The organism is Blautia sp. MSK17_66 (assembly GCF_020538025.1).
GTDB lineage: Bacteria > Bacillota > Clostridia > Lachnospirales > Lachnospiraceae > Blautia_A.
This window is the reverse complement of sequence record NZ_JAJBNQ010000020.1, coordinates 1-11,889: the sequence shown is the minus strand read 5'-3', so window position 1 is coordinate 11,889 and position 11,889 is coordinate 1. Positions and strand designations below refer to the sequence as shown.

The 11,889-nt window shown below is 46.0% G+C and carries 9 protein-coding genes; all 9 read right to left on the bottom strand.

The features are described from left to right. Nucleotides 1-14 precede the first annotated feature (14 nt). The 9 genes from LIR34_RS11495 to LIR34_RS11455 all read right to left on the bottom strand — a co-directional run bounded on the left by LIR34_RS11495 (nucleotide 15) and on the right by LIR34_RS11455 (nucleotide 11,808). On the bottom strand, nucleotides 15-710 hold the full coding sequence (locus tag LIR34_RS11495) for a ComF family protein (RefSeq protein WP_173902813.1): 696 nt from the start codon (nucleotides 708-710) through the stop codon (nucleotides 15-17). Nucleotides 711-739: 29 nt separating this feature from the next. After that, the gene (gene recD2, locus LIR34_RS11490; RefSeq protein WP_173902812.1) at nucleotides 740-2,974 is read right to left on the bottom strand and encodes an SF1B family DNA helicase RecD2; all 2,235 of its coding nucleotides are present in this window, start codon (nucleotides 2,972-2,974) and stop codon (nucleotides 740-742) included. Nucleotides 2,975-3,072: 98 nt separating this feature from the next. Then, nucleotides 3,073-4,062: a rod shape-determining protein gene (locus LIR34_RS11485; RefSeq protein WP_161284977.1), complete on the bottom strand. Its 990-nt coding sequence runs from the start codon at nucleotides 4,060-4,062 to the stop codon at nucleotides 3,073-3,075. 81 nt (nucleotides 4,063-4,143) lie between these two features. Further along, on the bottom strand, nucleotides 4,144-6,981 hold the full coding sequence (gene uvrA / locus LIR34_RS11480; RefSeq protein WP_173902811.1) for an excinuclease ABC subunit UvrA: 2,838 nt from the start codon (nucleotides 6,979-6,981) through the stop codon (nucleotides 4,144-4,146). Between the two features lie 69 nt (nucleotides 6,982-7,050). Continuing rightward, complete coding sequence (gene hemW, locus LIR34_RS11475; RefSeq protein WP_265107726.1) at nucleotides 7,051-8,226, bottom strand: radical SAM family heme chaperone HemW; 1,176 nt, start codon at nucleotides 8,224-8,226, stop codon at nucleotides 7,051-7,053. Next, on the bottom strand, nucleotides 8,177-8,644 hold the full coding sequence (locus tag LIR34_RS11470) for a hypothetical protein (RefSeq protein ID WP_173902810.1): 468 nt from the start codon (nucleotides 8,642-8,644) through the stop codon (nucleotides 8,177-8,179). Before LIR34_RS11470 ends, hemW begins: the two co-directional genes overlap by 50 nt. 63 nt (nucleotides 8,645-8,707) lie before the next feature. Continuing rightward, nucleotides 8,708-10,516 carry a translation elongation factor 4 gene (gene lepA / locus LIR34_RS11465; protein ID WP_173902809.1) on the bottom strand — a complete coding sequence of 603 codons (1,809 nt, stop codon included), beginning with the start codon at nucleotides 10,514-10,516 and terminating at the stop codon, nucleotides 8,708-8,710. A 103-nt stretch (nucleotides 10,517-10,619) separates the two neighbouring features. Beyond that, complete coding sequence (locus LIR34_RS11460) at nucleotides 10,620-11,048, bottom strand: hypothetical protein (protein ID WP_173902808.1); 429 nt, start codon at nucleotides 11,046-11,048, stop codon at nucleotides 10,620-10,622. A gap of 25 nt (nucleotides 11,049-11,073) precedes the next feature. Beyond that, nucleotides 11,074-11,808 (bottom strand): hypothetical protein, encoded by a 735-nt coding sequence (locus tag LIR34_RS11455; protein ID WP_173902807.1) that lies wholly within the window; start codon nucleotides 11,806-11,808, stop codon nucleotides 11,074-11,076. Nucleotides 11,809-11,889: the final 81 nt, after the last annotated feature.

The following is an 11,889-nucleotide window of genomic DNA, read 5'->3' as shown; positions in this document are numbered from 1 at the left end:
TTCATTCGTTCCGTTCAGATCTGACCTGTACATAAGGTCACAAAGAATACCTTATCTGCACCCGCCGCTTTAAGGACATGTGCCATTGCCTCTATGGTACTCCCTGTCGTATACACATCATCTATGACCAGGATCCGCAGTCCGTCCAGTCTCTCCGTCGCCTGAAAAGCCATCCTGAGATTTTGTTTTCGTTCTGCGGCATTCAGCTTCTTCTGTGAACGTGTCGCCTTTGTCTTTTTCACTACCTGATCTGACATCGGTATTTTCAGGATCCCTCCTGCTTTTTCGGCGAGATCTGCTGCCTGATTAAAGCCTCTCTCCCTTTGTTTTCGCGGATGCATCGGAACCGGAACGATCAGATCCGGTTTCCACATACGAATTTCTCTTTCCATATAGCGACACAGAGAAACTGCATAATATTCCGCATAGTCTCTGTTTCCGTAGTATTTATAACGAAGCAGTGACTGCCGCATCTTATCATTATAGAAAAAAACGCTCCGTCCCCTGTCAAATTCCCTGTGCGATTTCCTGCACTCACCACATAGTTCCTCTTCTGCCTTTACCGGTTTCCCACATTTAAGACAATAATCTGTCACTATCGGATGAAGCCATTTTTCACATGACTGGCAGATCAGATTTCCCCGGTCCGAAAGTATCCCATGACACACCGGACATCGCTTCGGGTATAAAATATTCAGAAATTTTTCCAAGTAAGTCCTTTCTCCCCGATGAAACGCTCTTACTCTTCCATCTCACAGATTCTCTGATCCAGAGAACTGTATCTCTGCTGCTGTTTTTCATTACGGATCATTTCACGCAGTGTTTCCTCGCTTCCCACAACTGTTACACATTTGCGGGCTCTGGTAACAGCTGTATAAAGCAGATTCCGGTTCAAAAGCATCTTTGGTCCTGACAGAATCGGGATCACGACTGCCGGATACTCGGAGCCCTGAGATTTATGTATGGTGATCGCGTAGGCAAGTTCCAGTTCTTCCAGCTGCTTAAAAGAATACTCTGCCCATCTGCCATCCTCGAATTCCACCTCTGCAGTTTCCGCAAATTCATTGATCGTTCGCAGAATTCCGGTATCACCATTAAAAATACCAATCCCTTTTTCGATTGGAATGCCATATCTGCCCCTGATCTCCCACTCCATCTGATAATTATTGCGGATCTGCATGACTTTGTCGCCCTCACGCAAAAGCCCATGCATACCTTCTCTTTCTTTCTTAGCCGCATCCGGAGGATTCAGATATCTCTGCAGGATCTGGTTCAGCCTCTCCACTCCAAGAAGCCCCTTTCTCATCGGAGTCAGCACCTGGATATCAAAAGGCTTTGCCTCTACATATCGCGGAAGCTTCTCCTGGATCAGCGCAATCACTACCCGAATGATAATGTCTGCATCATATCGTTTGAGAAAGAAGAAATCCCGGCTCTTATTATTAAGAAGGATCTGTTCTCCTCTGTTGATCTTGTGTGCATTCACAACGATATCACTCTCTGATGCCTGCCGGAAGATCTTGGTAAGCTCTATCACCGGAAATGCCTGACTCTGGATAATATCATGCAGTACATTTCCCGGGCCTACACTTGGCAGCTGATTTTCATCCCCCACCAGGATCAGCCTTGTCCCCGCTATCACCGCCTGAAGAAGGGAGTGCATCAGCTGAATATCCACCATGGACATTTCATCGATGATGATCACATCCGCTTCCAGAGGGTTTTCTGCATTTCTCTCAAAATGAACCGCCTGTGCATTTTGGTCATTATCTTCCGGCATCCCTGTCAGTTCCAGAAGCCTGTGGATAGTCTGTGCCTCGTAGCCGGTTGCCTCCGTCATTCGTTTGGCAGCCCGGCCTGTCGGTGCCGCAAGACGGATTTCTGCTCCCTGTCCTTCAAAATACCGAATGATTGCATTGATCGTAGTGGTCTTACCGGTTCCCGGTCCTCCTGTCAGAATAAACAGCCCATGACAGGCTGCCTCTGTGACAGCTTTTTTCTGCATTTCGTCCAGAACAGTCTCTGTTTCTTTCTCAATCTGCAGAATCTGCTTATTCATCATTTCCGGTTCTTCCGGATACAGGATATCCAGTTCTTTGAGCATTCTTGCCGTATTCAGCTCCAGATAATAATACAGCGTCGGATAAACAAGGATCTCTCCGTCCTTTTCCTTCTGGACCAGCTTACGGTCCACAGAAAGATCCATGAGGTGCTTTTCCATGTAGGAGGAATCCACACCCAGAAGCTCTGAAGATTTCTGAAAAAGTTCTTCTTTTGGAAGATAAACATGTCCGTCTCTCGATGCCTGCAAAAGAGTATACATCATTCCGCTTCGGATTCTGTAATCCGAATCTGTATGGATTCCAATCCGATAAGCAATCTCATCTGCGATCTTAAAGCCAATACCGCTGATATCATCTGCCAGCCTGTAAGGATTCTCCTGGAGAACGCTGTATACGGTTTCACCATATTTCTGATATATCCTGGCTCCCAGATTCAGAGAAATCCCATATTTCTGCAAAAACATCATTGCTTTGCGCATATCTGCCTTCTCAGCAACCTGCATCGCGATCTCTCTCGCCTTTTTTTCACTGATTCCCTTAACTTCTGCAAGACGTTCCGGTTCTTCTTCCACAATATGCAGGGTGTCTTTTCCAAACCGCCGGACAATCCTGGCTGCCAGTGCTGCACCAATTCCTTTGATGGCCCCGGATCCCAGGTAACGTTCCATCGCCATGGCATCCTCCGGCATTTTTTCGGTAAGGACAGACACCTGGAACTGCTTTCCATAAACAGGGTGCTGGATATAGCTTCCTGTAAGTTCTACCGAAGCTCCCATCGTAAGCACCGGAAAAGTCCCTACACAGGTCAGTTCTTCCTCACCGTCTACTCCTTTTAGTATCATTACGGTATATCCGTTTTCTTCATTTCGAAAAATCACATGATCGATATATCCCGTCACACTTTCGTTCATAATTCCTCATTTCCTATTCACAGATGTCTGTACAGCAAAACCAGGACACCCGAAACATATTTCAGGCATTCCTGGTTTTTCTTTTCAGATCTCTGCGATCATTCTTCCATTCTCGCCATGACCTCTGCATACTTTCCGGTTCCGATAGCCACTACATTGATGGCGTTCTGCACGGTCAGTGTATTCACTCCTGTTCTCTGCTCGATCAGCGTGTCCATTCCACTCAGCATTGCTCCGCCGCCGGCAAGAACAATTCCACGATCCACAATATCTGCCGCGAGTTCCGGAGGTGTTTTTTCCAGAACACTGTGAACCGTCTCTGTGATCTGGTTTATTGCATCCTTAAGCGCCACACGAATCTCCTCCGAGGTCAGTTTGATCGTCTTGGGAAGACCTGTCAGAATGTTTCTTCCCTTGACTTCCATAACTCTTGGATTTGCTTCCTCGATTGCAGTACCGATCCTGACTTTGATCATCTCTGCAGTATCCTCACCAATAAAAAGTCCATGTGCCTGACGGATATAACTCATAATCTCCTGGTCAAAGGTGTCTCCCGCTACCTTGATCGTAGAGGAAACAACAACTCCTCCCAGTGAGATCACAGCAACATCTGTTGTACCGCCCCCGATATCCACGATCAGATTTCCAAAAGGCTTTGTAATATCCACACCGGAACCTATTGCCGCTGCGATTGGCTCTTCCACAAGAAAAACTTCTCTTGCACCAGCCTGATAAGTAGCTTCCTCTACTGCGTGACGCTCAATCTCTGTAATTCCACTTGGTACACAAATGCTGATTCGCGGCTTACGAAAAGCTCTTCGTCCCATCGCCTTGGGAATAAAATATTTCAGCATTTTTTCCATTACAATGAAGTCTGTGATCACACCCTGTCGGATCGGACGGATCACCTCTATATTAGAAGATGCGTGTCCCGCCATCTGTTTTGCCTCTTCGCCGATGGCTTTGATCTTCTCGGTATCTTTGTCATATACTACCACCGTCGGTTCCTTAAGAACAAGGCCTTTTCCGGTAGAATAAACCAGACAGCTGCTGGTTCCCATATCTATTCCAATATCATTCGCTGGCATAATTATTCCCTTCCTGTTATTTTGCAGATGTTCAGCCCGGTTTCGGGATATTACCTGCTGAATCTTTACTTTTTGTTCTTTTTACAGATATTTCTTTACATATTGTCCGGTATAAGATTCCTGGCAGGAAGTAATCTCCTCCGGTGTACCTGTCGCAATGACCGTACCTCCACGGTCACCGCCTTCCGGTCCCATATCTATAATATAATCAGCTGTCTTGATCACATCCAGATTATGCTCGATCACCACAACCGTATTTCCACCATCTGTCAGCCGCTTCAGAATCTCCACCAGCTTGTGGACATCTGCAAAATGAAGTCCTGTCGTAGGCTCATCCAGAATATAGATCGTTCTGCCGGTGCTGCGTTTGCTGAGTTCTGCCGCAAGCTTGATCCTCTGTGCCTCTCCACCGGAAAGTTCGGTCGAAGGCTGACCAAGACGGATATAGGAAAGTCCCACATCATACAATGTCTGTATTTTGCGGCGGATAGACGGCACATTCTCAAAAAATTCCAGAGCCTCCTCGACTGTCATATTCAGGACATCATAGATATTTTTGTCCTTGTATTTGACTTCCAGAGTCTCTCTGTTATATCGTTTGCCCCTGCATACCTCACACGGAACATAAACATCGGCCAGAAAATGCATCTCGATCTTGATGATTCCGTCACCGCTGCACGCCTCACAGCGTCCGCCCTTGACATTAAAGCTGAACCGGCCTTTCTTGTATCCTCTGGCCTTGGCATCTGCAGTGGCAGCAAAAAGATCCCGGATCTGATCAAACACGCCTGTATATGTCGCCGGATTGGAGCGCGGTGTACGTCCGATCGGTGACTGGTCAATATTAATGACCTTATCCAACTGGTCAAGGCCCTGGATCTCCTTATGTTTACCTGGAATGGTTCTTGCACGGTTCAGATCCCTTGCCAGCGTCTTGTACAGAACCTCATTGATCAGTGAACTCTTACCGGAGCCGCTGACTCCCGTTACACACGTCATAATTCCCAGCGGAACATCCACATTGACCTGCTTCAGATTATTCTCCGCCGCTCCGCGGACCCTGAGCCATCCTGTGGGATGTTTGCGTTCTGTCGGCACCGGAATCCTGATTCTGCCGCTTAAATATGCCCCTGTGACAGACTCCGGATTCTTCATAAGAGTCTCGGCTGTACCAATCTCGACAAGTTTTCCACCATGCTCTCCTGCTCCCGGGCCGATATCCACAACGCAGTCCGCAGCCCGCATGGTATCCTCATCATGCTCCACAACGATCAGACTGTTGCCCAGATCACGCAGACGCATCAGTGCTCTCAGTAATTTATCATTATCTCTCTGATGAAGTCCGATGCTCGGCTCATCCAGGATATAGGCAACACCGACCAGACCAGAACCAATCTGTGTGGCAAGACGGATTCTCTGTGCCTCCCCGCCGGAAAGTGTCGCGGTTGCACGACTTAAAGAAAGATAATCCAGCCCCACCTCCTTAAGGAAGCCGACTCTCGCACGGATTTCCTTAAGGATCTGCTTTCCGATCAGTTCCTGCTGGCTGGAAAGCTTCAGATCTTTCAGAAAAACGCACAGCTTCTCAATAGAAAGTGCTGTTACTTCATAAATATTCTTATCTCCAACTGTGACAGCAAGTGATTCCTTCTTCAGTCGCTGTCCCTTACATATCTTACACGGTGTGATGCGCATAAAGGATTCATACTCCTGCTTCATCGCATCGGAACCTGTTTCTTTATATCTCTGCTCCACGTTCTTGATCAGTCCCGGAAACGCCACATCATAGATTCCCTCTCCGCGCTGCCCCTTATAATAGACTTTGACTGCATGTCCGTTGGTTCCATGGATCAGAATATTCTGAATCTCCTCCGGATAATCCTGAAACGGTGTATCCAGACTGAAATGGTATTCCTCAGCCAGAGCATTCAGGATTGCTCTGGTAAAACTTCCCTTATCTGTACAGGACTGCCATCCCATCACAGCTATGGCACCCTCTGAAATACTCAATGATTTGTCCGGTATCATAAGATCAATGTCGAATTCCATCTTATATCCCAGACCAAAACAGTCCGGGCAGGCTCCAAACGGATTATTAAAAGAAAAACTTCTCGGCTCAATCTCATCAATACTGATCTGACAGTCCGGACAGGAAAAACTCTGGCTGAAATTTATGACATTCCCATCCATGGTATCCACCATCAGAAGCCCGTCTGCAAGATCAAGAACTGTTTCGATAGAATCTGAAAGTCGTTTCTCAATTCCCGGTTTCACCACCAGACGGTCTACCACGATCTCAATATTATGCTTGATATTCTTGTCCAGTTTGATCTCTTCGGAAAGCTCATACAGGTTTCCATCGATCAGGACACGGACGTAGCCGCTTCGCTTTGCCTGATCCAGAAGCTTCGCATGCGTTCCCTTTCGTCCTCTGACCACCGGTGCAAGAAGCTGGAGCTTTGTACGTTCCGGCAGAGACATGATGTGATCCACCATCTGGTCTACCGTCTGCTTTTTGATCTCCTTACCGCACTTCGGACAGTGCGGGATTCCGATTCTTGCGTACAGCAGACGAAAATAATCATAAATCTCCGTTACAGTTCCTACGGTAGAACGCGGATTTCTGTTTGTTGATTTCTGGTCAATAGAGATTGCCGGCGGCAGTCCCTCGATCGACTCCACGTCCGGCTTCTCCATCTGTCCCAGAAACTGTCGTGCATAGGAAGACAGAGATTCCATATATCTTCTCTGTCCCTCTGCATAAATCGTATCAAAAGCAAGAGAAGACTTGCCGGAACCACTGACTCCCGTCAGCACTACAAACTCATCTCTTGGGATATCCACACTCAGATTCTTGAGGTTATTTACATTCGCACCCCGAATCCGGATAAATTTCTTCTTTGTTGTATGTTCCGCCATGGTTCTTATGCTCCTCTGTTTTCTCATTATATCTAATTTGCACTGTTTCTCTGTAATATTACTGTTCTTTCACTCATCCAGCAGAAAATCTGCCAGAACCGGATTGCTCACATGGATTCCCTTTCTGGTAAAACGCCAGAACTCGCCGGTGTGTTCCAGTAAATCCATGTCTTTATATTTTGTCAGAACAGAACCATAAATATCCTCTATCCTGCAGCCAAAATTTCTTTCAAACTGTCTTTCTGAGATTCCTTCCGTCATACGCAGCCCCAGGAACATGAATTCTTCCATCTCATTACTGCCGGAAAGCGTTGTGACATCCTCCCGGATTTTCTCCGGATCTGTACTGTCAGACAGGTACACTTTCATATCAGATGTATTGCTGAACCGCTGTCCCTGAAATAACGATGCTGCTCCCAGACCGGCTCCCAGATATTCTGTACGCTGCCAGTATCCCTTGTTATGTCTGCACTCAAATCCGTTACGGGCATAATTGGATATCTCATACTGATGGAATCCATATTTTCTCAGAATCTCTGCAGTATCCTCGTACATCTGGTATTCTTCATCTTCATTCGGAAGAATCAGCTTCTTCCTGGCAAAAGGAGTTCCCTCCTCGATGATCAGACTGTAGGCAGAAATATGTTCCGGCAAAAGTTCTGCAACAGTTTCCAGATTATGCTTCCAACTCTCGCAGGTCTGTCCCGGTATCGCAAACATCAGATCCACATTGATATTGTCAAATCCTGCTTCCCGCGCCCACTGATAACTCTGGAGAAATTCTTCATAGGTGTGGATCCTGCCAAGCATATCAAGTTCCTGCTGTACCGTGGACTGAAGTCCGAGACTGATTCTGTTGATACTGGCTTTACGGCAGAGCTTCATCTGCTCCAGACTGACTGTCCCCGGGTTCGCCTCCATTGTAATCTCCGCATCTTCGCTAAGATCAAATGCCTGTCTTATCTCATCCATGATCCGGCAAAGCTGCTCCCCACTGAGCACAGATGGCGTTCCGCCGCCGATAAATACGGAGACAACCTCATATGATTCTTTCTGTGAGATGCTCCTGATCTCCCGGCACAGTGCATCTACATAATTGTCCCGTGTCCTCTGGTCTGACGGCCCGGAAAGGAAATCACAGTACTGGCATTTACGGATGCAAAACGGAATGTGCACATATAATTCCAGTGGTGTCTTAGTATTCCTCACTGTAAGCATCCTCACTGTCATCATATTCAGAATCATCCTGACTGCTGTCGTCCTCTGAATATTCCTGGCTGTCTCCGCTGTCAGAAGAATCTCCTTCTGTATCTGAAGATGTATTTGCATCCGCAGATGTATTATTTGCAGAATTCGCGGCATCTGCTGCTGACGTACTGTCTGACACAGCCGCTGCACCACTTGTGGTATTAGCCGATGTAGAACCGGCATTTTCATCAAGATAGCTGTTCACCATCGTTACACCTCCGCTTGAAACAACCGCAGCGGAATTTACCTGCTCCGGTGCAGTTGTAGGTGTCGGCTCTGGTGTAATGCTGATCTTGATAACTTCTTCCGTTTCAGGATCAACCGCCTTCTTCTTACCGCATCCACAGCCCGCCAGAAGTGTACACATCAGAAGAACTGCTCCTGTCAGCAATAAACGTGATCTTATTTTTTTCATTCTCTGTTATCCTCCGATCTCCGGATGATCATTCATTGTTACTGTTTACCCCAGTTACAATAATTATTTATCATCCAGTTTCAGAACACTCATAAACGCTTTCTGTGGAATCTCTACGTTTCCTACCTGGCGCATACGCTTCTTACCTTCCTTCTGTTTCTCCAGAAGTTTCTTCTTACGGGAAATATCACCACCGTAACATTTGGCAAGTACGTCCTTACGCATGGCACGGACAGTCTCTCTGGCGATAACCTTGCTTCCGATCGCTGCCTGGATCGGGATCTCGAACAACTGTCTCGGAATCTCTTCTTTGAGTTTCTCGCACATTTTGCGTCCACGCTCATAAGCAGTATCTGCATGTACGATGAAAGAAAGCGCATCGACTTCTTCCTTATTAACTAGGATATCCAATTTGACCAGTTCACTGCGCTCATAGCCACAGAGTTCATAATCAAGAGAAGCATATCCTCTGGAACGGGATTTCAGTGCGTCAAAGAAATCATAGATAATCTCATTCAGAGGAAGCTTGTATTTCAGAAGTGCTCTCGTCTCTTCCATATATTCCATTCCGATATACTGACCACGGCGTTCCTGGCAGAGATCCATGATCGCACCGATAAACTCGGTTGTTACCATGATCTCGGCATTTACCATCGGCTCTTCCATATATTCAATCTCAGAAGGATCCGGAAGGTTGGATGGGTTGGTCAGTTCGATCATCTCTCCATTGGTCTTGTAGACCTTGTAGATAACTCCCGGTGCTGTCGTTACGAGGTCCAGATTATATTCTCTCTCAAGACGCTCCTGAATGATCTCAAGATGAAGAAGTCCAAGGAAACCACAGCGGAAACCAAAGCCGAGTGCTACGGATGTCTCCGGCTCAAAGAACAGAGAAGCGTCGTTTAACTGCAGCTTCTCAAGTGCATCTCTCAGATCACCATATCTGGCACCATCTGCCGGATAAAGTCCGCAGTAAACCATCGGCTGTACCTTCTTATATCCCGGAAGTGCCTCGGCACATGGTCTCTCATTATCTGTTACTGTATCACCAACTCTGGTATCTCCAAGGTTCTTGATACTTGCAGTGATATATCCAACCATACCTGCTGTCAGCTCATCACACGGAATAAACTGCCCTGCACCAAAATAACCTACTTCTACAACTTCCGTTGTAAATCCTGTTGCCATCATGCGGATCTGTGTACCTTTCTTTACACGGCCATCCAGCACACGGCAGAATACGATAACGCCCTTGTATGCATCGTAAATGGAGTCAAAGATCAGCGCCTTGAGCGGTGCATCCACATCCCCGTTCGGTGCCGGGATCTTCGTAACGATCTGCTCCAGAACTTCCTCTACATTCAGTCCTGTCTTGGCAGAAATCCTCGGTGCATCGTGTGCCTCGATTCCGATCACATCCTCGATCTCATTGACAACTCGATCCGGTTCTGCACTCGGAAGATCGATCTTGTTAATGACCGGAAGAACATCCAGATCATGGTCCAGTGCCAGATATACGTTCGCCAGTGTCTGTGCCTCGATTCCCTGTGCCGCATCCACGACAAGGATTGCGCCGTCACAGGCGGCAAGGCTTCTGGAAACCTCATAGTTAAAATCGACATGTCCTGGGGTATCGATCAGGTTGAAGATATATTCCTCCCCGTCACTCGCCTTGTACACGATACGGACTGCCTGGGATTTGATCGTGATACCACGCTCCCTCTCCAGTTCCATATTGTCAAGAACCTGTGACTGCATCTCACGCTCAGTCAGCGTACCAGTCATCTCAATAATTCGGTCAGCAAGCGTAGACTTGCCATGGTCTATATGTGCAATGATACAAAAATTACGGATTTTGCTCTGATCTATCATTCTTGGATGTGCTCCCTTCTATATATATGTGCTTCACGAAAATTCTCTATATCGTGGGTCATTATAGCATAGCCATTCGCGTTTCGTCCAGCCATTTAGCCCCTTATTCCCGCTCTGTTTCTATATTATTTCCATCTCCCCAGCGCCACCTAAGTTCCGACGCGCAAATTGAAATTCCCCTGTAATCTGGAAATTCTTCTTTTGATATGCCATCACAGTCACACCAGAAAATTTTGCCATCTTCCAATATCAGAGTTACTCCAAAGATTTCACAGGTATATTCTTCATCATACGGAAATAATTTCAGATACTCAATGCCCGAGAATTCCAGTTCGATTGTATTTCTTTCCACTTCCTGACGCTGAATAAAAACATTTACCTTTCGCTTATCATTGATCGGATACATTGCCAGATCTTTACCAACGTATGCACCACTGATATATCTCAGTTCCGTGAGACAGGTGTCATGAAAAAATCCTGCTTCTTCTAGCAAAACAGTACGTGTTTTATCATCGATCACTTTATTCCACATATTTTGCCCTCGATTTATGGATTTGCTATTGTATATATCGGACACCGCAGATTTCGTACAGAACGTATACAGACCCTATATTTATCTCTTCTTTTCCACAATACATGACTTTCTTATAGATGTTATTAGTTTTGGTTGTCTTTACAGTATAGTATGTCCTGAAAAAAATCCTGGTTTCCTTTATTATCTCACAATTTCCCAGTTTATATTGTTTCGGCAGTTTTTCACCGATGTTACACCAACCTATATGATATCGAAAATTTTTCCATGTCAGACGTTTGAGCCTTCTATGCACTGTACAAAACCCAGAAATATATTCCAGACATATAACAGGCACAATGCCATAAAACATTATAAGTGCCGGAGTGCCTTCAATATCTTTACCGAAGATGCATTCAATCCATAATAAAAGCGTCGCCGCCCCCAAACAGCATACCAATATCCAGACATCAATTACATTTGCCCTGCTAACAGGAATTACATTACCTTTATACAGTACTTTGTTACAGATAGATGATGTTCTTAGCTGATCTGGCAAATAATATTCGCCCAGTTGAACATGCTCTCGATGAATTCGCCTCACCCCATACAGTCCGCCAGAAAAGAAAAACAATATAAGACACTGTTCACTCAACACGTAGAGTTTTAACACCCAAAAAGCACCACACAACAGCAGACAAATCGTGGTTACCTTACTGTTCCTGTCAAACAATTCCTTATACAGTTCTTCGTATTTCCTGGCCTTTTCTAACTGTTTCATACATTCTCCTTATCCATTCTTTATTAGCTTGAATGAAAAAGTAAATTCTACATTCTAATATACCTTGATTTTATGCGGGAT

Bases quoted from the DNA above. Each gene is read 5' to 3' on its own strand.
- lepA (WP_173902809.1), bottom strand. From the start codon at position 10,516: ATGATAGATCAGAGCAAAATCCGTAATTTTTGTATCATTGCACATATA.
- recD2 (WP_173902812.1), bottom strand. From the start codon at position 2,974: ATGAACGAAAGTGTGACGGGATATATCGATCATGTGATTTTTCGAAAT.
- LIR34_RS11460 (WP_173902808.1), bottom strand. From the start codon at position 11,048: ATGTGGAATAAAGTGATCGATGATAAAACACGTACTGTTTTGCTAGAA.
- hemW (WP_265107726.1), bottom strand. From the start codon at position 8,226: ATGATTCTGAATATGATGACAGTGAGGATGCTTACAGTGAGGAATACT.
- uvrA (WP_173902811.1), bottom strand. From the start codon at position 6,981: ATGGCGGAACATACAACAAAGAAGAAATTTATCCGGATTCGGGGTGCG.
- LIR34_RS11470 (WP_173902810.1), bottom strand. From the start codon at position 8,644: ATGAAAAAAATAAGATCACGTTTATTGCTGACAGGAGCAGTTCTTCTG.
- LIR34_RS11455 (WP_173902807.1), bottom strand. From the start codon at position 11,808: ATGAAACAGTTAGAAAAGGCCAGGAAATACGAAGAACTGTATAAGGAA.
- LIR34_RS11485 (WP_161284977.1), bottom strand. From the start codon at position 4,062: ATGCCAGCGAATGATATTGGAATAGATATGGGAACCAGCAGCTGTCTG.